The sequence below is a fragment of the Brevundimonas sp. GW821-FHT12C05 genome, from assembly GCF_058807475.1.
The window spans coordinates 326,992-346,268 of the sequence record NZ_JBXAQS010000002.1 but is presented as its reverse complement, the minus strand read 5'-3'; the positions used below and the strand labels follow the sequence as shown (position 1 = coordinate 346,268).

The 19,277-nt window shown below is 69.5% G+C and carries 26 protein-coding genes; 13 read left to right on the top strand and 13 right to left on the bottom strand.

All coding sequences use genetic code 11. The features are described 5' to 3' along the window. The first annotated feature begins 4 nt into the window (after positions 1-4). From AC1RRF_RS11045 to greA, 4 genes are all read left to right on the top strand, one after another. Entirely contained in the window at positions 5-385 is a 381-nt protein-coding gene (locus AC1RRF_RS11045; protein WP_492834485.1) for a glycine zipper domain-containing protein, read from the top strand. 29 nt (positions 386-414) lie between these two features. After that, a complete protein-coding gene (locus AC1RRF_RS11040) occupies positions 415-789 on the top strand; it encodes a hypothetical protein (protein ID WP_492834484.1) in 375 nt (124 codons plus the stop codon). A gap of 89 nt (positions 790-878) precedes the next feature. Next, positions 879-1,043, top strand: a complete 165-nt coding sequence (locus AC1RRF_RS11035) for a DUF1328 family protein (RefSeq protein ID WP_492834483.1) — start codon at positions 879-881, stop codon at positions 1,041-1,043. 103 nt (positions 1,044-1,146) lie between these two features. Next, positions 1,147-1,623 (top strand): transcription elongation factor GreA, encoded by a 477-nt coding sequence (greA, locus tag AC1RRF_RS11030; RefSeq protein ID WP_492834482.1) that lies wholly within the window; start codon positions 1,147-1,149, stop codon positions 1,621-1,623. Between the two features lie 8 nt (positions 1,624-1,631). Here greA and AC1RRF_RS11025 read toward each other — a convergent pair whose 3' ends face one another. Further along, positions 1,632-2,414: an SDR family oxidoreductase gene (locus AC1RRF_RS11025; RefSeq protein ID WP_492834481.1), complete on the bottom strand. Its 783-nt coding sequence runs from the start codon at positions 2,412-2,414 to the stop codon at positions 1,632-1,634. Further along, positions 2,414-2,713 carry a 4a-hydroxytetrahydrobiopterin dehydratase gene (locus AC1RRF_RS11020; protein ID WP_492834480.1) on the bottom strand — a complete coding sequence of 100 codons (300 nt, stop codon included), beginning with the start codon at positions 2,711-2,713 and terminating at the stop codon, positions 2,414-2,416. The genes AC1RRF_RS11025 and AC1RRF_RS11020 overlap by 1 nt, the downstream gene beginning before the upstream one ends. Positions 2,714-2,791: 78 nt before the next feature. Here AC1RRF_RS11020 and AC1RRF_RS11015 point away from each other — a divergent pair, with 78 nt between their 5' ends. The 5 genes from AC1RRF_RS11015 (at position 2,792) to AC1RRF_RS10995 (ending at position 7,183) form a co-directional block, all read left to right on the top strand. Continuing rightward, positions 2,792-3,538 (top strand): Crp/Fnr family transcriptional regulator, encoded by a 747-nt coding sequence (locus AC1RRF_RS11015; RefSeq protein WP_492834479.1) that lies wholly within the window; start codon positions 2,792-2,794, stop codon positions 3,536-3,538. Positions 3,539-3,600: 62 nt separating this feature from the next. Next, positions 3,601-4,380 carry a class I SAM-dependent methyltransferase gene (locus AC1RRF_RS11010; RefSeq protein WP_492834478.1) on the top strand — a complete coding sequence of 260 codons (780 nt, stop codon included), beginning with the start codon at positions 3,601-3,603 and terminating at the stop codon, positions 4,378-4,380. Further along, entirely contained in the window at positions 4,368-5,969 is a 1,602-nt protein-coding gene (ubiB, locus tag AC1RRF_RS11005) for a 2-polyprenylphenol 6-hydroxylase (RefSeq protein WP_492834477.1), read from the top strand. The genes AC1RRF_RS11010 and ubiB overlap by 13 nt, the downstream gene beginning before the upstream one ends. Positions 5,970-5,991: 22 nt before the next feature. Further along, positions 5,992-6,429, top strand: coding sequence for a hypothetical protein (locus tag AC1RRF_RS11000; RefSeq protein WP_492834476.1), 438 nt, complete (start codon positions 5,992-5,994; stop codon positions 6,427-6,429). A 25-nt stretch (positions 6,430-6,454) separates the two neighbouring features. After that, entirely contained in the window at positions 6,455-7,183 is a 729-nt protein-coding gene (locus AC1RRF_RS10995) for a hypothetical protein (RefSeq protein ID WP_492834475.1), read from the top strand. 19 nt (positions 7,184-7,202) lie between these two features. On the opposite strand, the gene AC1RRF_RS10990 is transcribed toward AC1RRF_RS10995, so the two are convergent. The 9 genes from AC1RRF_RS10990 to AC1RRF_RS10950 all read right to left on the bottom strand — a co-directional run bounded on the left by AC1RRF_RS10990 (position 7,203) and on the right by AC1RRF_RS10950 (position 14,286). Then, entirely contained in the window at positions 7,203-7,760 is a 558-nt protein-coding gene (locus tag AC1RRF_RS10990) for a hypothetical protein (protein WP_492834474.1), read from the bottom strand. Between the two features lie 88 nt (positions 7,761-7,848). Continuing rightward, positions 7,849-8,256, bottom strand: a complete 408-nt coding sequence (gene arfB / locus AC1RRF_RS10985) for an alternative ribosome rescue aminoacyl-tRNA hydrolase ArfB (RefSeq protein ID WP_291836427.1) — start codon at positions 8,254-8,256, stop codon at positions 7,849-7,851. Continuing rightward, entirely contained in the window at positions 8,253-8,717 is a 465-nt protein-coding gene (locus tag AC1RRF_RS10980) for a YaiI/YqxD family protein (protein ID WP_492834473.1), read from the bottom strand. The genes arfB and AC1RRF_RS10980 overlap by 4 nt, the downstream gene beginning before the upstream one ends. A gap of 161 nt (positions 8,718-8,878) precedes the next feature. After that, positions 8,879-10,231, bottom strand: coding sequence for an amidohydrolase family protein (locus AC1RRF_RS10975; RefSeq protein ID WP_492834472.1), 1,353 nt, complete (start codon positions 10,229-10,231; stop codon positions 8,879-8,881). After that, a complete protein-coding gene (locus AC1RRF_RS10970; protein WP_492834471.1) occupies positions 10,231-11,712 on the bottom strand; it encodes an amidohydrolase in 1,482 nt (493 codons plus the stop codon). The genes AC1RRF_RS10975 and AC1RRF_RS10970 overlap by 1 nt, the downstream gene beginning before the upstream one ends. Before the next feature lie 96 nt (positions 11,713-11,808). Next, positions 11,809-12,105 (bottom strand): DUF167 family protein, encoded by a 297-nt coding sequence (locus AC1RRF_RS10965; RefSeq protein ID WP_492834470.1) that lies wholly within the window; start codon positions 12,103-12,105, stop codon positions 11,809-11,811. Beyond that, on the bottom strand, positions 12,084-12,464 hold the full coding sequence (locus AC1RRF_RS10960; RefSeq protein WP_492834469.1) for a hypothetical protein: 381 nt from the start codon (positions 12,462-12,464) through the stop codon (positions 12,084-12,086). Before AC1RRF_RS10960 ends, AC1RRF_RS10965 begins: the two co-directional genes overlap by 22 nt. Positions 12,465-12,592: 128 nt before the next feature. Continuing rightward, positions 12,593-13,522 carry an electron transfer flavoprotein subunit alpha/FixB family protein gene (locus AC1RRF_RS10955; protein WP_492834468.1) on the bottom strand — a complete coding sequence of 310 codons (930 nt, stop codon included), beginning with the start codon at positions 13,520-13,522 and terminating at the stop codon, positions 12,593-12,595. Further along, positions 13,522-14,286 carry an electron transfer flavoprotein subunit beta/FixA family protein gene (locus AC1RRF_RS10950; protein WP_492311964.1) on the bottom strand — a complete coding sequence of 255 codons (765 nt, stop codon included), beginning with the start codon at positions 14,284-14,286 and terminating at the stop codon, positions 13,522-13,524. The genes AC1RRF_RS10955 and AC1RRF_RS10950 overlap by 1 nt, the downstream gene beginning before the upstream one ends. A gap of 107 nt (positions 14,287-14,393) precedes the next feature. Here AC1RRF_RS10950 and AC1RRF_RS10945 point away from each other — a divergent pair, with 107 nt between their 5' ends. Next, positions 14,394-14,744, top strand: a complete 351-nt coding sequence (locus AC1RRF_RS10945) for a hypothetical protein (protein WP_291832927.1) — start codon at positions 14,394-14,396, stop codon at positions 14,742-14,744. A 1-nt stretch (position 14,745) separates the two neighbouring features. Beyond that, positions 14,746-14,964 carry a DUF4287 domain-containing protein gene (locus AC1RRF_RS10940; protein ID WP_492834467.1) on the top strand — a complete coding sequence of 73 codons (219 nt, stop codon included), beginning with the start codon at positions 14,746-14,748 and terminating at the stop codon, positions 14,962-14,964. On the opposite strand, the gene AC1RRF_RS10935 is transcribed toward AC1RRF_RS10940, so the two are convergent. Beyond that, positions 14,961-15,533: a cob(I)yrinic acid a,c-diamide adenosyltransferase gene (locus AC1RRF_RS10935; RefSeq protein ID WP_492834466.1), complete on the bottom strand. Its 573-nt coding sequence runs from the start codon at positions 15,531-15,533 to the stop codon at positions 14,961-14,963. The genes AC1RRF_RS10940 and AC1RRF_RS10935 overlap by 4 nt on opposite strands. A 4-nt stretch (positions 15,534-15,537) precedes the next feature. Continuing rightward, positions 15,538-15,741: a twin transmembrane helix small protein gene (locus tag AC1RRF_RS10930; RefSeq protein WP_492834465.1), complete on the bottom strand. Its 204-nt coding sequence runs from the start codon at positions 15,739-15,741 to the stop codon at positions 15,538-15,540. Between the two features lie 139 nt (positions 15,742-15,880). Between AC1RRF_RS10930 and AC1RRF_RS10925 the strand changes: the two genes are divergently transcribed. Then, on the top strand, positions 15,881-18,034 hold the full coding sequence (locus AC1RRF_RS10925; protein ID WP_492834464.1) for a TonB-dependent receptor domain-containing protein: 2,154 nt from the start codon (positions 15,881-15,883) through the stop codon (positions 18,032-18,034). A 104-nt stretch (positions 18,035-18,138) separates the two neighbouring features. Then, positions 18,139-19,260 carry a hypothetical protein gene (locus tag AC1RRF_RS10920; protein ID WP_492834463.1) on the top strand — a complete coding sequence of 374 codons (1,122 nt, stop codon included), beginning with the start codon at positions 18,139-18,141 and terminating at the stop codon, positions 19,258-19,260. Positions 19,261-19,277 lie beyond the last annotated feature (17 nt).

The window sequence follows — 19,277 nt, the reverse complement described above, 5'->3', positions numbered from 1 at the left end:
CATCATGGCGACGACCAAGGCGGCCCGCGCCGCAGTTAAGAACGATCTGAACACGCTCAAGGACGATCTGAAGACCCTCGGGTCCGAAGAAAAGGCCGCCCTGCGCGAGAAGGCGTCGGCCGCCGACGCCCGCGTCCGCGCCAAGGCCGCCGAGGCCGAAGCCCGCCTGCGCGAACAGGCCGACGTGCTGCGCGAACGCGCCCGCGGCTATTACGACGAGGCCCGCGTGAAGGGCCGCGAATATTACGACGACGCCTCGGAGCGCTTCGACGAGGCCCAGCGCTATCTGACCGAACGGGTGCAAGAGCGTCCGATCCAGTCGACCGCCATCGCTCTGGGCGTGGGCGTCGTGCTCGGCCTGCTGCTCGCCGGTCGCCGCCGCTGATGTTCGGCGGGGGGCTGGCCAGGGGTCTGGTGAAGAAGGCCGTCGCGGCCGCCGCGGCGGCCGGCGCCGCGCTGGTGGCCGTGCTGTTTCTGGGCGTGGCGATCTTCTACGCCCTGTGCATCATCGCCCCGCCGCTGGCGGCGGCGGCGATCACCTTCCTGCTGTTCGCCTTCATCGCCGCCCTGATCGCCGTGCTGTTCCTGCGCGGCGAAGGCGATGACGAAGAGGAGGAGGAAGAGCCCTCCGGGATCGGCGAACGCGCCTTCATGCTGTTCCGCGAACGGCCGATCCTCGGCACGGTCGCGGCCTTGGCGGGCGGCTGGATTTTCCTGCGAAATCCTGCACTTGCCAGCATCGTCGCGGCGGCTTTCACCGAGAAATCGCACACCCGCCGTCGCCGTTGAGCGGAACGGCGGGGCTTCCGGAACGTTGATCAGACTGGTGCGGCCTGGAGCCGTTCCGCCTTGAAAAACCGCTCTGGAAGGAACCGCTCATGCTTCGCTGGGCCCTGATCTTTCTCGTGCTCGCCCTGGTCGCCGGCGCCCTTGGGGCCGGCGGCGTCGCGGGTCTTTCGATGAACATCGCCTATGTGCTGTTCGTGGTCTTCATCATCCTGCTGATCGTGCACTTCATCACCGGCAAGGGACGACCCGTCTAGCGGTCTCGACCGCCGAACATCGAAAGGGCCGTGGTCATCCGACCACGGCCTTTTTCATGACCGGTGGACCGGAACGGGCGGACCGGCCATACGCTGACGCCCCATGAGCGTCGCCTTCACCCGCGAGGAAGACCTGGAGGCCACGGCCGCCGATCTTCCCGACCGCCCCATCTCCGCCCACCCCAATCTCGTCACGCCCGAAGGGCTGGCGCGGATCGAGGCCGCCCTGGCCGAGGCGCGCGCGGCCTATGCGGCGGCGCAGGCCAGCGGCACGATCGAAACCGACCGCACGCCGATGGCGCGGGCGGCGCGGGACCTGCGCTACTGGTCGGCGCGCCGCGCCACGGCCCAGCTGGTGGAGACCGAGGCCGACGGGCGGGTCCGCTTCGGCGGGTCGGTGACGATCGAGCGCGAGGACGGGCGCAAACAGACCTGGCGCATCACCGGCGAGGATGAGGCGGACCCGGCCGCGGGCTCGGTCAGCCACGTCTCGCCGCTGGCCCGCGCCCTGGTCGGCAAGCGGGTCGGCGACGAGGCCATGGTGGCCGGCCAGTCGGTCGAGGTGACCGCCGTCGACTGAGGCGCGCCCTACTGGGCCAGCATGCCGCCGTCGATGACGAACTCGGTCCCGGTGATGAATTTCGACTCGTTCGAGGCCAGGTAGACGACGCAATAGGCCACGTCGTCCGGCTCGCCGATGCGCTTGAGCGGGATTCCGCGGGCCAGACGCTCGTGCGCCTTGCCCTCGTCGCCGCCGGCCATGGCCACGAAGGGATCGAGGATCGGGGTCTTGATGAAGACCGGGTGGACCGAGTTGCAGCGGACGTTCCAGTCCATCTTGGCCGCTTCCAGCGCGATGGTCTTGGAATACATCCAGACGCCCGCCTTGGTGGCGTTGTAGGCGCCCATGCCCGGCGCGGCGGCGAGGCCGGCCACCGACGAGATGTTGATGATCGAGGCCGGAGCGTTGTCGCGCAGCAGCGGCATCGCATGCTTCGTGCCCAGCATGATGGAGCGCAGGTTGATCTCGTACTGACGCTGCCAGTTCTCGACCGTGTCCTGCTCGACGAAGGCCAGCGGGCCGCCGATGCCGGCGTTGTTGACCAGCACCGACAGGCCGCCCATGGCCGAGGCGGCGGCGTCGATGACCGAGATCCACTGGTCTTCGCGGGTCACATCGTGGGCGAAGGCGAAGGCGCTGCCGGGCGTTTCGGCGTTCACGGCGTCGGCCAGGGCCTGAACGCCGTCGAGATTGACGTCGGTCAGGGCGACCCTGGCCCCCTCGCGGGCCAGCATGTGGGCCATGGCCGTGCCCAGCCCGCCCGCGGCGCCGGTGATCAGGATCTTCTTGTCCGAGACGCGTCCCGCCATCACTGAACTCCCATCGCGGCGGCGGCTTCGTCGATGAAGCGGGCCATGTTCATGTCGCGCTCGGTCACGCCGCCGGCGTCGTGGGTGGTCAGCAGAACCTCGACCCGATTGTAGACGTTGGACCATTCCGGATGGTGGTCGACCTTGTCCGCCAGCAGGGCGACACGGGTCATGAAGCCGAAGGCGGCGTTGAAGTCCGCGAAAGCCAAGGACCGGGCGATAGCGGGCCGCGTGTCCTGCGCCTTCCGCCAGAGGGGCAGGCCCTCCAGAGCTTCCGCCACGTCAATCTGTTCCGGCATCGTTCCCTCCGTTTTCTCCGGCGTATCGCGCCCGGCGCCGCGCCACAAGCGGCGGAAGGCAGGAACGAGGCGGTAAGCGTGGGCGTTACCGAGCGTCACTATTCCGAGGCCGAGAACATCATGGACAATCTCTGGATCACGGCCCTGCCCGCGGCCGACCGCAAACGCATCGAACCGCACCTGACCGAACGCCCGTTCGCGCAGGGCCAGATGCTGTACGACGCCGGCGAGGCCTTGGGAGAAGTGTGGTTCCCGCTGACCGGCGTCGTCTCCCTGATGACGGTTCTGGAAGACGACCGGATGGTCGAGACCGCCGCCATCGGCCGCGAGGGGCTGGTCGGCGTCACCTGCGGACCGTTGAACGCCCGCGCCTCCAGCCGCGCCATCGCCCAGCTGGAGGGCTCGGCCGCCTGCTGTCCGGCGGACGTCTTCTCCGACGCCCTGAGCCGAAGCGAGGAGATGCGCGGAGCCCTGTCGCGTTTCACCGAAAGCCTGTTCGCCCAGGTGCAGCAGACCGCCGCCTGCAACGCCCAGCACCGGCTGGACGAACGGCTGGCGCGCTGGCTGCTGACCCTGCACGACCGGGCCGAGGGCGACCGCTTCCATCTGACCCAGGCCGACATCGCCGGCATGCTGGGCGTGCGCCGCGCCACGGTGTCGGAAGTCGGCGGCGAGATCCAGGACAAGGGCCTGATCCGGCGCGGCCGGGGCTGGGTCGAGGTGCTGGACCGCCCAGGCCTCGAGAAGGCGTCCTGCGGCTGCTACGGCCTGATCTCCGGAGTGATGAAGGACCTCGGCGTGCCGAGGCCGAACGCGGCGCACTGAAGACGCATCCTGCGGCCACACGGACGGATGACGCGGCCCCGTTCAGGCGCTAGACCGCTGCCATGACCGACGCTTCCGAAACTCCGTCCGGCAAGACCTCCTCGTTCGGCTTCCGCGACGTGGACGCCAAGGAAAAGGTCCGCATGGTGCGCGGCGTGTTCGACTCCGTGGCGTCGAACTACGACCTGATGAACGACCTGATGAGCGCGGGCGTGCACCGGCTCTGGAAGGACGCGGCGGCGGCCAAGCTGAACCCCCGTCCGGGCGAGACCATTCTGGACGTCGCGGGCGGCACCGGCGACATGTCGCGCCGCTATTCGAAGATGGCGCGGGCGGCGCAGATGCGGATGGGGGGCGAGGACGCCTCGGTCATCGTGCTGGATTACAACGCCGAGATGATCATGGCCGGGGTCCACAAGGGCGGCGAGCCTGAGATGAGCTGGACCGTCGGCGACGCCATGGCCCTGCCCCTGCCGGACGCCTCGGTGGACGCCTATTCGATCAGCTTCGGCATCCGCAACGTGGCCGACGTGTCCCAGGCCCTGCGAGAGGCGCGCCGGGTGCTGAAGCCCGGCGGCCGCTTCCTGTGCCTGGAGTTCTCACGCCCGACCGCAGGGCCCATCCGCAAGGCCTATGACGCCTGGTCCTTCCACGCCATTCCGCGCATCGGCGGCTGGGTGGCCAAGGACCGCGACAGCTATCAGTACCTGGTCGAGAGCATTCGCCGCTTCCCCGACCAGACGACCTTCAAGGGCATGATCGAGGCCGCGGGCTTCAGCCGCGTGACGGTGACCAATCTGTCGGGCGGCGTCGCGGCCATCCATTACGGGTGGGCGATCTGAGCCAGAAGATCGACCCCGGCACGCCTCCGCCGCCGCCGGCCACCGTGCCGGTGCGCGATCCGCTGGGCGCGTCCCTGAGGCTGCTGGGCTGGCTGGGCGTGCTGATCCGCCACGACGCCCTGGCGCCGCGCGAGATCACGCCGCTGCTGCCGGTCTGGGCGCGCTGGATCGCCCATCTGCTGCACCTGTTCGCCGGGCGCGAGGGCCGCGACGGCCGCCCCGGCCAGCGGCTGGGCAAGGCGTTCGAGCATCTGGGGCCGGTGGCCATCAAGCTGGGGCAGGTGCTGGCCACCCGCGCCGATATCTTCGGCGTCGAGTTCGCCCGCGACCTGGGCCGGCTGAAGGACGCCTTGCCGCCCTTCCCGCAGGATCAGGCCCGACGCGAGGTCGAGCGTTCGCTGGGCCGTCCGGTCGAGGCGCTGTTCACCGATTTCGGACCCGCCGTCGCCGCCGCCTCGCTGGCGCAGGCGCATCCGGCCTGGCTGGCCGACGGACGCAAGGTGGCGGTCAAGATCCTGCGCCCCGGCGTCGAGCGGCGCGTGGCGCATGGGCTAGATTCCATGCGGCTGGCGGCGCGGCTGGCGGTGAAATTCGTGCCGCTGGCCCGACGGCTGGAGCCCTCGGCCTTCGTCGAGACGATCGCCCGCGCCCTGACGCTGGAGCTGGACATGCGGCTGGAAGCCGCCGCCGCCTCCGAGTTGAAGGAGATCATGGCCAAGCCGGATCCGCAGGGTCTGACCGGCCACATGTCGGCGCCGGGCGTGATCTGGGACGGGGTCGGCAAGCGGGTGCTGACGCTGGAGTGGGCCACCGGCCTGCCGCTGACCGATCCGAACGCCGCCCTTCAGCCCGGACTGGACGTCAATGCGCTGGCCGACAACGTCGTGCGGTCGTTCCTGAGCCAGGCGCTGGACCACGGGGCGTTCCACGCCGACCTGCACGAGGGCAATCTGTTCTGTCACGCGCCGGCGGAGCTGACGGCCATCGACTTCGGCATCGTCGGCCGGCTGGGTCCGTCCGAGCGGCGCTATCTGGCCGAGATCCTGTGGGGCTTCATCAGCCGCGACTACGACCGCATCGCCCGGGTCCATTTCGAGGCCGGCTATGTGCCCAAGGAGCATTCGGTCGAGGCCTTCGCCCAGGCCCTGCGCGCCGTCGGAGAGCCGGTGATCGGCAAGCAGGCGTCCAAGGTCTCCATGGGCCGCCTGCTGGGCCAGCTGTTCGAGATCACCGCCCTGTTCGACATGCACCTGCGGCCCGAACTGATCCTGCTGCAGAAGACCATGGTCTCGGTCGAGGGCGTGGCCCGGCGGCTGAACCCCGATCACGACCTGTGGGCCGCGGCCCAGCCGGTGGTCGAGCGCTGGATCCGCCGCGAGCTGGGTCCGCAGGCCCAGATCCGCGACGCCGTCGAGGAGTTGCGCGCGACCCTGAAGGCGCTGGCCAGGCTGGCGCAGAACCCGCCGCAGGCGCAGACTGTGGTCATCCGGGAAACCCGGACGCCGACCTGGATGATCGTCTGTGTCACCGTTGCAATCTGCGCCTCGGTCGCCGCCCTTGTTCTGTCGCTTTGGCCCGCCATCGTCTGAGTTGATCTTCGGAGACGACCCCATGAAGTTGCTGGTTCTGGCCGCCCTGATCGGTCTCTCTCCCGTCGCCGCCCAGGCCCAGGTGGCCGCGGGCAGCGTGCCCAACACCTTCGACGGGTCCGCCCAGACCCCCCCGCGCGCGCCGACGTCCATCCCCCCGGTCACCGCGCCCGCGAACCCCAAGGCCGAGGAAACCCTGCGGGCCATCATCGCCGGCGCCCAGACCGGCGCGATCGACTATTCGCTGATGACCGACGACCTGGCCTCCAAGGTGCGCGAGCAGGAGGCGCAGGTGCTTCCCCTCATCCGCGGCTTCGGCGCGGTGCAGGCGGTCGATTTCGTCGGCAGCCAGGACGGCGCGGACCTGTTCGCGGTGACGTTCGCCAACGCCGCGACCCAGTGGGTGATCGGTTTCCAGGACGACAAGGTCGCCGCCCTGCTGTTCCGGCCCGCCCAATAGACCCTGATCCTTCGGAGACCTGCCCATGCGTGCGATCCACGTAGGGACGACCGCGCTCGTCCTGTCTCTCACCGCCTTGCTGGGCGCCTGCGCCAGCGATGGGGGGAAGCCGGGCGGGGCCAGTCCCTTCGGTCCGCCGCCTCCGCCCAGCCCGGTGCTGTTCATCAGTCCGTTCGGCGAGGCGTTCGTGGGCGAGCCCGGCCAGCCCTGGCCGTCGTCCGACTGGTTCACCGGCGCGGACGATAATCTGGACGGCGCGGTGACCTTCGAGGAGTTCGAGGCGGACGGCCGGCGGTTCTTCGCGACCCTGGACACCGACAGGGACGGCCGGCTGAACCAGGCGGAGCTGGCGGCCTACGAGCAGAGCCTGCGCGGCTTCAGCATGGGCGGACGTCCGGGCGGAGCCGGCGGCATGCGGCCGGGCGGACCGCGCCTGGGCCTGACCGACTCGACCCTGGGCACATCGACTCTGGACACATCGACTCTGGGGCTCGCGCCCCAGAACGGCGGCCCCCGCCGATCCTCGCCGCGCGGCCGCCTGGCGGGCTACGGCGTGATCGCCGAGGCGGGCTTCTTCAACCTGCCGCAGCCGGTGAAGTCGGCTGACGTCAACATCGACCAGCGGGTCACGAGCGAGGAATGGGCGGCGGCGACGCAGCGCTGGTTCTATTCGCTGGATACCGACCGCGACGGCAAGCTGACCCTGGCCACCCTGCCCCGGACGCCCCTGCAGGTGCGGGCCGAGCGCCGATAGGGCGCCCGGCGCCGCAGATTCAGGGCTTCTGGTAGACCCGCGCCGAGGCGTAGCAGGGCGCCAGCTTGCACTCGGTCATGGTGATCTTGGCCGTATAGGTTCCGGTCGTCGTGGGCGTGAAGTCCAGGACGGGGAAGTCTCCGCTGTCCGTGTCGGTCTTGATCACCGCGCCGGAGGCGTCCAGCAGCGCCAGGTCCACGACCGTGCAGTCGCCGTCGCAGGAGGCGAAGAGCAGGTACGGCACGCCCTGCGTCATCGGAACCGTGAAGTTGTGGGACTGAAGCGGCTGCAGGGTGACCACCTGATCCTCGACGCCCGGCACGCGGACGTGGCCCTTCGCGCGCTCGGCGCCGACCTGGTCCAGCAGCGAGATCTGCTCGGCGCGCAGCGCGGCGCGCTCGTCCGGCGTCATGGACGCCTGGGGCGTCGTCGCGCGGGCCGCGATCTCCGCGGCGCTCGTACCATCCGTCGCCGGGCGTTCGGCGGCGGCGGCGGCCTTCTCTTCGGGACTCTGACACGCCGCCAGGGCGAATACGGCGGCCGTTGCGGCGATCAGGGGGAGGGAGGCGAATTTCATGCGGGAGCGCCCTTCTTGAACTGGAGACAGCAGGCCGGTCGATCGACCCAAGCTGCGCCATAACGGGGAAGGCCGACCTCCGGTTCCGTCAGCCGTCGTCCGACCTGGGCCGGCCGCGGCCGCTCTTGATCGAGGACCGCTTCGCCTTGCCGTCCAGGCGCCGTTCCTTCGAGGCCCGGGTGGGGCGGGTCGGCACGCGGTAGACCGGCTTGATCGAGGCCTCGTCCACCAGTCCCTGCAGTCGCTCCAAGGCGTCGGCGCGGTTGCGCTCCTGGGTGCGGAAGCGGACGGCGGTGATCAGGATCTCGCCGTTCAGGGTGGCCCGGCTGCCCGCCAGCTTGATCAACCGCTCGCGCACCGCATCGGTCAGGGACGGCGAGTTGCGGGCGTCGAAGCGCAGCTGGACGCTGGTCGAGACCTTGTTGACGTTCTGCCCGCCGGGACCGCCGGAGCGGAAGAAGCGGAACTCCAGCTCGTCCTCGGGAATGACGGTCATGCCAGGGCCCGTTTGGCGACGACCACGGCCCGGTCCAGGGCCTGCAGGAAGGCAGACCGGTCCTTGGGCCCGAACGGCGGCGGGCCGGAGGTGGCCACGCCCATGGAGCGCAGATGCTCGCCCACCATCCGCCCGGCCAGGGCCGAGCCGATGGAGTCGGCGGTGAAGGGCGTGCCGTTGGACTTGATCGCCTGGGCGCCGGCCTGAAGACAGCGGTCGGCCAGGGGGATGTCCTGGGTGACGACGATGTCGCCCTTGCCCGCGCGCTCGGCGATCCAGTCGTCGGCGATGTCGGGCCCGGCGTCGACCACGACCTGCTCGATCCACGGATCGCGGCGGGTGTTGATCCAGCCGTTCGAGACCACGAACACCTTCAGCCCGTAGCGCTCGGCCACGCGGTAGACCTCGTCCTTCACCGGGCAGGCGTCGGCGTCGATGAAGATGCGGGGCGAAGCAGTCATGGGCCGTACAGTAGCTCTCCCTCCCCCTTGTGGGGAGGGATGTCGGCGCGCCAGCGACGACAGGGTGGGGAACTGTGCGGCTGCGCGTTCGTGCAGCCGTTCCCCACCCGTCCTCGCTTCGCTCGGCCACCCTCCCCATGAGGGGAGGGAGAACCGTCAGGTCAGCGGCTGTACGCCGGCGGCATCGCGCCCTCGCCGCCCGTGCGGTAGCGGTCGCGCAGGAGGAACTGGCGGCTGGTGGGCGCCTGTTCCTGGCCGTTGACGAAGATGGTCTCGGCGATGCTGAGCGGCTCCAGCGGATCGCCGGACCAGACGACCACGTCGGCGGCGGCGCCGGCGCGCAGCTCCCCGAACTGGCCGGCCATGCCGAAGATCTTGGCCGGGTTGACCGTGATCGCCTCGATCGCCGCGTCGTAAGGCAGGCCGTGCGAGACGGCGTTGCCCGCGTTGTAGCGAGTCTCGCGGGCGCGGTGGATCGAGCCCTCGTTGCCCTTGATGGCGATGACCACCCCGGCGGCGTCCAGGGCCGCGGCGTTCTGCATCCGCGAACCGCGCGTCTCCAGATTGCCCGGCAGGTTGGAGATCGGATTCAGCAGCACGGGCACGCCCGCCGCCGCGATCTGGTCGGCGACCATCCAGCCCTCTTCCGCCCCGTCGAGGATGATCTTGATCCTCTCTTCCCGGGCCAGACGCAGGACCTGCTGGATGTCGGCCGCGCGGCGCACGGTGACGATCAGCGGCATGGTCCCGTCGGCGACCGGAATCAGGGCCTCGAGATCCGCGCGCGACAGGCTGAGGTCGCGCATGGTGCCCCGGTCATAGGCGGCGCGGTTACGGGCGTAGAGCCGCACCTCGGCCAGGGTTTCGCGGAACTGGGTGAACTCGGCCCCGCGCGCGCCGCCGGCGACGCCGGCTCCCGCCTCGCCGAAGGGCGCGACCTGGGCCACGCGCGGCTTGACCAGGATGTCGTTGCCCGCGGCCAGATGGATGATGGCCGCCTGGCCGGCGAACAGGCTGGGCGACTGGAGGCCGGCCGCGCCGACGCCGGCGAAGTCGCTGTCGTCCTGATGCTCATGCCCGCCCGAGCCGCCCGGATGGTTCGGCACGACGATGGCGCGGGTGATGCCGCCCAGACGGGCGACCGGCAGGGTGAAGGACCACGGGTCCAGGCCGTAGGAGACGTCGAAGGCGGCGCTGATGGTGTTGGCGCCGTTGCTGAGGTCGTCCGAGCCGTTGACCGAGGAGATCTCCGAACCGCCGAGGCCGGAATCGACCGCGACGAAGCCGGGGGCGACCACCTTGCCGCGCGCGTCGATGACGCGGGCGCCGGAGGGGGCCGCGCCGGTCCCGACCGAGACGACGCGGCCGTTCTGGATCACGACGGTCCCGTTCTCGATGACCGACGAGCCGGTCAGCACCCGGCCGCCGGTGATGGCGGTCAGTTGCTGGGCGAAGGCGGGCGTGGACAGCGCGGCCGCACAGACGGCGCCGAGGATGAGGCTCTTGAGGCGCATCAGCGGGCTCCCTGCGGGACGTTGGCGGCGGTGAGGCCGAAGCCCGGTTGGCCGAGCTCGAAATCGGAAACCGGCTGGAAGGCCGGGTTCATGCGGTCGAAGGCCAGGCCGCCGTCGACGAAGACCTGGTCGGCGCGGGCGTAGACCGAGAAGGGATCGGCGCTCCAGATCACGACGTCGGCGCGCTTGCCGGCTTCCAGCGAACCGGTCTGGTCGGCGATGCCGAGCGACCGGGCCGCGTTCAGGGTGATCCAGCTGATCGCCCGTTCCTCCGGGATGTTCATGCCGATGCGGCGGCCGGCGGCGAGGGCCGCGGCGGCTTCCTGGTTCAGGCGCTGGGTCAGTTCGGCGTCATCGGAGTGGATGACGGCGCACGAGCCGGGCTGGGCGTCGACGAGGGCGGCGTTGGCCTCCACCGCGTCGAGCGCTTCCATCTTGAAGCCCCACCAGCCGGTCCACATGTCGGCGCAGATGCCCTCGCGGGCCAGCAGCGGCGCGACCTTGTAGGCCTCGATAGCGTGGTGGAAGGCGGTGATCTTGAAACCGAACTCCCTGGACAGGTCGATCATCATGGCCATCTCGTCGGCCCGGTAGCAGTGGTTCTGCACCAGGATCGAACCGTCCAGCACCCCGGCGATGGTCTCGTTCTGCAGGTTGCGGGTCGGGGGCGAGCCCTCGCCGTCCGCGCGCCACTTGTCCCATTTGGCGCGATAGTCCTGAGCGGCGATGAAGGCGGCGCGGTAGCCGGCCATATTGCCCATGCCCGTGGCCGGGCTCTGGTTGCGGCCGCCGTAGACGCGCGACGGGTTCTCGCCGCAGGCCATCTTCAGGCCGTAGGGGGCGCCGGGCATCTTCATGCCCTGCATGGTCACCGACGGGATGTTGCGCACCGTCACGCCGCGGCCGCCGAACAGGTTGGCGGAGCCGGGCAGGATCTGGAGCGTGGTCACGCCGCCGGCGCGGGCGGCGTTGAAGCCGGGATCCTGCGGCCACAGGCTGTGCTCGGCCCAGACCTGGGCGGTGTTGGGGCTGGTGGCCTCATTGCCGTCGCTCATGCCGCTGACGCCCGGCGAGGGATAGACGCCGAGGTGGGAGTGGACGTCGATGATGCCCGGGGTGACGAAGCGGCCGTTGGCCTGCACCGTGCGGTAGCCGGCCGGGATGGCGGTCGAGGCGTCGCCGACGGCGGCCACGCGGCCATCGGTGATCACGACCACGCCGTTCTCGATCTTGCGTCCGGCGCCGTCCAGCACCGTGCCGCCGACGATGGCGAAATTCTCGCGCGGCAGGCCGCGATAGGTCGAGGGATAGGGGTCCGGGATGGTCGCGGCGTCCAGACCGGCCGCCAGCGGCTGGCGGGTCTTGGCGCCCGACGATCCGTCGGCGGCGGGCGTCGGGGTGGTTCCAGTGGTGGCGCAGGCCCCGAGGGCGAGCACGGCGAGGGCGGCAAGGCCGGGGCCTGCCAGGCGGCGAAGTCTCATGAAAAAGCTCCCCAGTGCGCCCGTCCCGAAAAATGGCGGCGCGAACTCGGGGCGGATTACAAGAGGCTGCGGGCCGCCGCGACAAGGCCCTAAACATTACAAGTCCGTAAGGCGGGCTTTCAGGTCGGGTTCGGACAGTCCTTCAATGGAGAGCCGTTTGGTCCGCGACTGGCCGCCGCGCTCAAGCGTCACGGCGGATTTGGGCAGGCCGAGCGTCTTGGCCATGAGCGCCAGCAGGGCCGCGTTGGCCTCGCCCTCGATGGGCCGGGCGCGGACGCGGACCTTGAGGACGGGGCGGCCCTCGGCGTCCGCGGCCCAGCCGTCGATGCGGTCGGAGGCGGCGCCGGGGGTGAGACGGATGGGGAGGGTGGTCAGCCGCGCTTCCGAGCCCAAGCCGCTTCCAGTTCACTGATGCGTTGCTGCTGGGCGGGCGTACGAATCTCTGTGCGTTCCTTGGCGTGACCTTCCGGCCAAAGCAGCTGGACCTCCACCGCCATGGCCTTGAGTTCGTCGAGGTTTTCCACCCGTTCGTAGGCCCAGATTCTCCAACGGGTCACAAGGAAGGACCACGTCAGCCAGGAAGCTGGCCAGCTGACCAGCAGGCTCGCCGCCGCCGCGATCATGCACCAATCGCCACGGAACCCTAGAGACGCCGCGATCAGCCAGACCACCAATGGGATCCCAAGCATGACGAGCATGACGCCGCCATTGACGGTCCAGTGACCGTGGCTGACAGCTTTCTGGGGGGTCATCAAACGCCTGCTCCGGCGCCAGCCTCTTGACCGGCCGCTCTTTCTGCCAAGGCCAAGCTTGCTGGACAACGAAAAAGGGCGCGGCCCCCTTCGGCGCCGCGCCCTCTTCAATCAGACTGTGACAGCCCTCAGCCGAGCGCCTTCATCAGCTCCGGCACAGCGACCTTGTAGTCTTGCACCAGGCCGTAATCGGCGATCTGGAAGATCGGGGCGTCGGCGTCCTTGTTGATGGCGACGATGACCTTGGAGTCCTTCATGCCGGCCAGGTGCTGGATGGCGCCCGAGATGCCGATGGCGATGTAGAGGGCCGGGGCGACGACCTTGCCGGTCTGGCCGACCTGGTAGTCGTTGGGCGCGTAGCCGGCGTCCACGGCGGCGCGGGAAGCGCCGACGGCGGCGCCGAGCTTGTCGGCCAGCGGGTCCATGACGGCGTGGAACTCTTCGGCCGAGCCGAGGGCGCGGCCGCCCGAGACGACGATCTTGGCGGCGCCCAGTTCCGGACGGTCCGACTTGACCATTTCCTCACTGACGAAGGTCGTCTTGGAGGCGTCGGCGCCGGCGACGGTCTCGACCTTGGCCGAGCCGCCGTCGGCGGCGGCGGCGAAGGCGGTCGGGCGCACGGTGATGACCTTCTTGGCGTCCGACGACTGGACGGTCTCCAGCGCGTTGCCCGCATAGATCGGGCGCACGAAGGTATCGGCCGAGACGACCTCGACGATGTCCGAGATCGGCGCGGTGTCGAGCTTGGCGGCGATGCGCGGGGCGAAATTCTTGCCGTCGGTGTTGGCCGGGGTCAGCACGGCGTCGTAGCCGGCGGCCAGCGGCAGGACCGTGGCCTCGACGGCCTCGGCCAGCATCTTGCCCAGGCCGGCGCTCTCGGCCAGCAGGACCTTGCGGACGCCCGTGATCTTGGCGGCGGCGTCGGCGACGCCCTGGGCGCCCTGACCCAGGACCAGCACGTCCACGTCGCCCGAGATGGCCAGGGCGGCGGTGACGGTCTTGTTGGTGGTGTCGCGAACGGCCTTGCCGTCGTGATCGGCGATGACGAGAACGGCCATTACAGGACCCCCGCGGACTTGAGCTTGGACACCAGTTCGGCGGCGTCAGCCACCTTCACGCCGGCCGAGCGCTTGGGCGGCTCGGCGACCTTGAGCACCTTGAGGCGCGGCGCCGTGTCGACGCCGTAGTCGGCGACCGCCTTGACCGCGATCTCCTTCTTCTTGGCCTTCATGATGTTGGGCAGGGAGGCGTAGCGCGGGGTGTTGAGGCGCAGGTCCACCGAGACCACCGCCGGCAGGGCCGCCGACACGGTCTGCAGGCCGCCGTCGACCTCGCGGGTGACGGTCGCCTTGCCGCCCTCGATGACGATCTTGCCGGCGAAGGTGGCCTGGGGCCAGTCGAGCAGGGCCGCCAGCATCTGGCCGACGGCGTTGTTGTCGCCGTCGATCGACTGCTTGCCCAGCAGGACCAGGTCCGGCTTCTCCTCGTCGACCACCGCCTTGAGCAGCTTGGCGATCGCCAGCGGCTCCAGGTCCGTGTCGGACTGGATCAGCAGGCCGCGGTCGGCGCCCATGGCCAGGGCCGTGCGGATGGTCTCCTGCGCCTGGGTGACGCCGATGGAGACGACCACGATCTCGTCGGCCGTGCCGGCGGCGTGGTGTTCCTTGCCTTCCTTCATGCGCACGGCCTCTTCGACGGCGATTTCGTCGAAGGGGTTCATGCTCATTTTGACGTTGGCGAGGTCGACGCCGGTCTGGTCCGCTTTGACGCGGGCCTTGACGTTGGAGTCGATCACCCGTTTGACGGGGACGAGAACCTTCATTGCGCTATCCACAAAGTCGCCGGAATGTTGGGTCAGGCAATAGGTACGCCGGACCCGACCTGTCAACGTAACGCGGCGTCAACACGCCAGATCACGGAACGCCTCCCATGCACCGTCTCCTGACCATGAAGCGGCTCAGCGTGCTGTTCCTGTGCACCTTCGCCGTGCTGCTGGGCGCGACCTTCGCCTGGCAGGCGCTGGTCAAGGCGCCGGGCGAGCGCTGCGTGACCGACGGCGGGTGGTGGGATCCCGACCAGCGCGTCTGCGCCCGCCCGATGTCGATCGCGGAAATCGAGGGGATCACCGGCCGCCTGCCCGGCGAGACCCGGGCCCAGGCTTCGGACCGCAAGAACCGCGAACTGGTCGCCATCGAGGATCAGCTGGTCGCCCAGCAGGCCGCCCGCGACGCCGACGCCGAGCGTCAACGGGTCGCCCTGGCCGCTGCGCGCGGCAACTGAGATGTCGTTCCAGGCCTATCTGGACAACGTCCAGACCAAGACCGGCAAGTCGCCGGATGAGCTGAAGGCGCTGGCGCAGACCGCCGGCCTGATCGAGGGCGACGACCTCAAGGCCGGGGTGAAGGCGACGCAGGTCACCGACTGGCTGAAGAGCGAGTTCGACCTCGGACACGGCCACGCCATGTCGATCTACGCCTACTTCAAGGGCAAGCGCAGCTAGCGCGTCGCGCCGGGCTTCCACTTGATGTCGCCCGCGCCGTTGGCGTTGGCCCGGCGGGCCGCGACGAACAGGTGGTCGGACAGACGGTTCAGGTAGCGGACGGACGCCGGGGTCACCGCCTCGCCGCTCTCGACCAGCCGCACGGCCTCGCGCTCGGCCCGCCGCGCCACGGTGCGGGCCAGGTGCAGGTGCGCCGACAGGGGCGCGCCGCCGGGCAGGATGAAGCTGTCCAGCGCCTTGAGGCTCTCGTTCATCCAGTCGATTTCCTGCTCCAACCGCTCGACCTGGCTGTCGAGGATGCGCAGGGCCTCCCACTTGGGCGCCGGCTCCAGCGGGGTGGCCAGGTCGGCGCCGAGGTCGAACAGCTCGTTCTGGATACGGCCCAGCATGGCGTCGATGCGGTCGTTCTGACCCGAATGCAGGCGCGCCACGCCGATCACGGCGTTCAGTTCGTCGACCGCGCCGTAGGCCTCGACCCGCCGGTCGCTCTTGGACACGGTCGCGCCGGACGCCAGCCGGGTCTGCCCGCCGTCGCCCGTCTTGGTGTAGATCTTGTTCAGGACCACCATGGGCTCAGGCCCCGTGCGTGGATTTCCACCACATGCCCGCGACCAGCAGCACCACGGCCACGGCCTGGAGGGCGACGCGCAGCCGCATCAGCTTGTTGGAGCGCGAGCGGGCCTCAGGGCCGTCCTTGTAGAGCTGACGCAGGCCCAGGGCGAGCGTCACGGCCACGGCGGTCACGGCGGTGAGAATGAGAATGTCGAAGACGGTCATGAACGCTTTCTAGGCCTCGATCCGATGCCGCGCCAGAGCGGCGGATCGCCCCCTGCGACACTTGCGGCGGAACCGCGCACCCGGGTTGCTGCAACGCTCGTTCCGCGATTGAGAGGCGCTCGCATTTTGAGGGGCGCCCATGTTCACGATCCGATTCCGCACCATGACCAGCCTGGCCTCGGCCGGCGCGCTGCTGGCCGCCGCCGGCTCGGCGATGGCCCAGGAGGCGACGCATCTGGACGAGGTCGTGGTCACGGCGGCGGGCTTCGAACAGAAGATCGAGCAGGCCCCGGCCTCCATCAGCGTCCTGTCGCGGTCGGACCTGGAGCAGGAACGCTACCAGAGCCTGGCCGAAGCCCTGGCCAACGTCGAAGGCGTCGATGTCGGCGCCACGGCGGGCAAGACCGGCGGATTGAACATCTCGATCCGCGGCATGCCCTCGGACTACACCCTGGTGCTGGTCGACGGACGCCGTCAGAACGCCGCCGGCTCCATCACCCCCAACGGGTTCGGCGAGACCTCGACCAGCTTCATCCCGCCGATGTCGGCCATCGAGCGGATCGAGGTCGTGCGCGGCCCGGTCTCGACCCTGTACGGGTCCGACGCCATGGGCGGGGTCGTCAACATCATCACCCGCAAGGTCGGCGACAGCTGGACCGGCTCGGTGGCGGCGGACGCCACCCTGCAGGGCGACGATCAGTTCGGCGCCCAGTACGGCGCCAACGTCTATGCGGCGGGTCCGCTGATCCCCGGCCTGCTGGGCGCCGCGTTGCGCGGCCGGTACCAGACTCGCGAGGCGTCCAGCCTGACCTATGAGACCGACAGCGGTGGAAACGCCGTCGTCAGCACGCGCGGCCCAAGCCCGGTGGAGAACGAGATCTGGTCCGTCGGCGGCCGCCTGGCCCTGACGCCGCACCCCGACCACGAGCTGATGCTGGACATCGACGTGACCCGCCAGTGGTACGACAACTCGGCAGGCCAGCTCGGCACCCTGGGCATCCAGGGCTACGCCGCGGACATGGAGTTCAACCAGGAGGAATACGTCCTGGCCCACAACTGGCGCCTGCCTTTCGGCGAGCTGCAGTCGACCCTGTCGCGGGGCGTGCGAGAGACGGTCGGGCGGATCGTCCCGGCGGGTGTTCCGGGCGCCGGCGGTCCGCGCACGCTGGAAGCCACCAACACCATCTTCGACACCAAATTCTTCTCGTCCTGGAACAACCACACCTTCACGGTCGGCGGTCAGTACTGGGACGCCGAGATGATCGACGGCGTCGCGGTCGCCCCCTACGAACATCAGCAATGGGCCCTGTTCGCCGAGGACGAATGGCGCTTCACCGACACCCTGGCCCTGACCCTGGGGGCCCGTCACGACGATCACAGCCAGTTCGGTGCACAGTTCAGCCCGCGCGCCTATCTGGTGTGGAACGCCGCCGACCACTGGACCCTGAAGGGCGGCGTCAGCCAGGGCTTCAAGACCCCGCGCCTGGATCAGATCGTGGACGGCATCACCGGCTTCACGGGACAGGGGACCCGTCCGACCATCGGCACGCCGACCCTGAAGCCGGAGACCAGCACCAGTTCGGAACTGGCCGTCTTTTACGACAACCGGGATAATTTCCGCGCCAACCTGACGCTCTTCAACAACCAGTTCGAGGACAAGATCGCGACCGGCCTGCCGCTGAACAACTGTTCGTTCGGCCTGACCCGGCCCCAGTACGACGCCGGCCAGCAGGCCCTGCCGAACTGCGCCGACTACGGCTTCTGGCCTCTGGTCGAGACCTTCGCCCAGACCCTGAACATCGACGAGGCGGTGACCCGCGGGGTCGAGGCCTCGGTCCGTTGGGACCTGACGAGCGACTGGTCGCTGTCGGGCAACTACACCTACACCGACTCCGAGCAGAAGAGCGGCGCCGAGGCGGGTCTGCCGCTCAGCGACACGCCCGAGCACATCCTGAACGGCAGCCTGCGCTGGGCCGCCACCGACCGTCTGAACCTGTGGCTTCGCGGCGAGTACCGCAGCGAGCGCTATCGGCCCGAGGATCCGACCACCAGCCGCGCCAAGGCCACCTGGGGCGACTATCGCGCCTATGAAGTCTTCCACCTGGGCGGCTCGTACGCCGTGACGGACCGGGTGACGATCAACGGCGCGATCTACAACCTGCTCGACAAGGATTTCGTCAGCTACGGCTCCTACGTCAGCAACACCAACACCAATGCGATCGCCTACACCAATCTGTACGCCAACAATCAGGAGCCGCGGCGCCTGTGGCTGTCGGTGGCGGCGACCTTCTGACCGATCGATAGCGGGAACGGACCGCGCGGCCGCTCCCGCTATCGCTGATCGGCTAAGCCGTTGGTCATGTTTTCATGATTGGGTGCCCGCTTCCCGGGGGCCCCATGACTGACCGCGCGATCCGTAATCTGGCCCACCTGCGCCGTTCCGCGTCGACGGCCCGCGTGCTCAACCTGCTGAAGGTCGCCACCGAGCACGGCCACGAGCTGGAGTGGCGGACCCGACCGATCTTCCAGACCCCGGCGCTGAACAGCGCCCTGATCATCAAGCACCGCCTGCGCCGCGACGAGCTGGACGCCTTCCACCTGCGCCGCCAGGTGGCGACCAAGGTGGTCATCCCCATTGACGCCGACGACCTGAAGACGGGCGGCCGCTTCGTCTTCGTGGATCAGCGCGGTTTCGAACGAATGATGCAGGAGGCCTTCGGCCTGGAGGCCGAGCATCCGGACCTGCGCACCTTGCGGCTGATGGACGCCCTGCCCTCGCTGGACCCCTTCCTGCTGCGCGAACAGTTGCGTCGCGAGGGGATCGAGCCCGCTCCCTGCTATTTCTCGATCAGCGACGGCGACCTGACGCGGATGGCGCAGTTCGTCGAGTCCGAGATCCGCCCGCTGGTGACCCTGAGCTTCGGCGCGGACGTCGAGGCGGTAGGGTCGACCCGCCGGCTGGCCGGCAAGATCCTGTCCAACGATCCCGGCGACCGCATGGAGGCCCTGCGCCAGACCCTGCACCTGAAGCCCGAGGAGTATCAGGAGGGCATCTTCTGCTGGAAGGGCTTCCTCTACTACAAATGGGTGCTGACCAGCCTGATGGCGGACGTGACCCACGTCGCCGAGGCGGTCGCGACCGTGAAGCCCATCGGCAAGGTGGACCGCAGTTCGCGCGAGTATCTGGATCGGGGCCGTCAGGTGCTGCGCGACCGGATCGTCGCCGTCTGCGACGACGCCTCGCGGACCCTGCGGATCTATGACGACGCCTACGCCGCCCTGACGCAGGACTCGCGTCCCGGCGCCTTCCGCGACTTCCTGCTGCAGGCCCCGCGCCTGTTCACCCGGCTGGGCGAGCAGCTGGGCGCGATCCAGCACGTGGTCAGCTTCTGGCGTTTCCGGTTCAGCCCCGGCGCCGCCCCCATCGGCGTGGACGAACTGATCGATGTCTTCATGGACTTCGAGACCGGCCTGGCCGACCGCGACCAGGAGCTGGGCCAGCGCTTCCTGGCCGCCTGAACGGGTCCGCTAGGGAA

Coding starts and splice junctions, on each gene's coding strand:
- AC1RRF_RS10960 (WP_492834469.1), bottom strand. CDS start 12,464: ATGACCCCCCAGAAAGCTGTCAGCCACGGTCACTGGACCGTCAATGGC.
- AC1RRF_RS10925 (WP_492834464.1), top strand. CDS start 15,881: ATGTTCACGATCCGATTCCGCACCATGACCAGCCTGGCCTCGGCCGGC.
- AC1RRF_RS11020 (WP_492834480.1), bottom strand. CDS start 2,713: ATGCCGGAACAGATTGACGTGGCGGAAGCTCTGGAGGGCCTGCCCCTC.
- greA (WP_492834482.1), top strand. CDS start 1,147: ATGAGCGTCGCCTTCACCCGCGAGGAAGACCTGGAGGCCACGGCCGCC.
- AC1RRF_RS10935 (WP_492834466.1), bottom strand. CDS start 15,533: ATGGTGGTCCTGAACAAGATCTACACCAAGACGGGCGACGGCGGGCAG.
- AC1RRF_RS11000 (WP_492834476.1), top strand. CDS start 5,992: ATGAAGTTGCTGGTTCTGGCCGCCCTGATCGGTCTCTCTCCCGTCGCC.
- AC1RRF_RS10995 (WP_492834475.1), top strand. CDS start 6,455: ATGCGTGCGATCCACGTAGGGACGACCGCGCTCGTCCTGTCTCTCACC.
- AC1RRF_RS10945 (WP_291832927.1), top strand. CDS start 14,394: ATGCACCGTCTCCTGACCATGAAGCGGCTCAGCGTGCTGTTCCTGTGC.
- AC1RRF_RS11010 (WP_492834478.1), top strand. CDS start 3,601: ATGACCGACGCTTCCGAAACTCCGTCCGGCAAGACCTCCTCGTTCGGC.
- AC1RRF_RS10975 (WP_492834472.1), bottom strand. CDS start 10,231: ATGCGCCTCAAGAGCCTCATCCTCGGCGCCGTCTGTGCGGCCGCGCTG.
- AC1RRF_RS10970 (WP_492834471.1), bottom strand. CDS start 11,712: ATGAGACTTCGCCGCCTGGCAGGCCCCGGCCTTGCCGCCCTCGCCGTG.
- AC1RRF_RS11025 (WP_492834481.1), bottom strand. CDS start 2,414: ATGGCGGGACGCGTCTCGGACAAGAAGATCCTGATCACCGGCGCCGCG.
- AC1RRF_RS10950 (WP_492311964.1), bottom strand. CDS start 14,286: ATGAAGGTTCTCGTCCCCGTCAAACGGGTGATCGACTCCAACGTCAAG.
- AC1RRF_RS10940 (WP_492834467.1), top strand. CDS start 14,746: ATGTCGTTCCAGGCCTATCTGGACAACGTCCAGACCAAGACCGGCAAG.
- AC1RRF_RS10990 (WP_492834474.1), bottom strand. CDS start 7,760: ATGAAATTCGCCTCCCTCCCCCTGATCGCCGCAACGGCCGCCGTATTC.
- AC1RRF_RS10955 (WP_492834468.1), bottom strand. CDS start 13,522: ATGGCCGTTCTCGTCATCGCCGATCACGACGGCAAGGCCGTTCGCGAC.
- AC1RRF_RS10920 (WP_492834463.1), top strand. CDS start 18,139: ATGACTGACCGCGCGATCCGTAATCTGGCCCACCTGCGCCGTTCCGCG.
- AC1RRF_RS10930 (WP_492834465.1), bottom strand. CDS start 15,741: ATGACCGTCTTCGACATTCTCATTCTCACCGCCGTGACCGCCGTGGCC.
- AC1RRF_RS11035 (WP_492834483.1), top strand. CDS start 879: ATGCTTCGCTGGGCCCTGATCTTTCTCGTGCTCGCCCTGGTCGCCGGC.
- arfB (WP_291836427.1), bottom strand. CDS start 8,256: ATGACCGTCATTCCCGAGGACGAGCTGGAGTTCCGCTTCTTCCGCTCC.
- AC1RRF_RS11045 (WP_492834485.1), top strand. CDS start 5: ATGGCGACGACCAAGGCGGCCCGCGCCGCAGTTAAGAACGATCTGAAC.
- AC1RRF_RS10980 (WP_492834473.1), bottom strand. CDS start 8,717: ATGACTGCTTCGCCCCGCATCTTCATCGACGCCGACGCCTGCCCGGTG.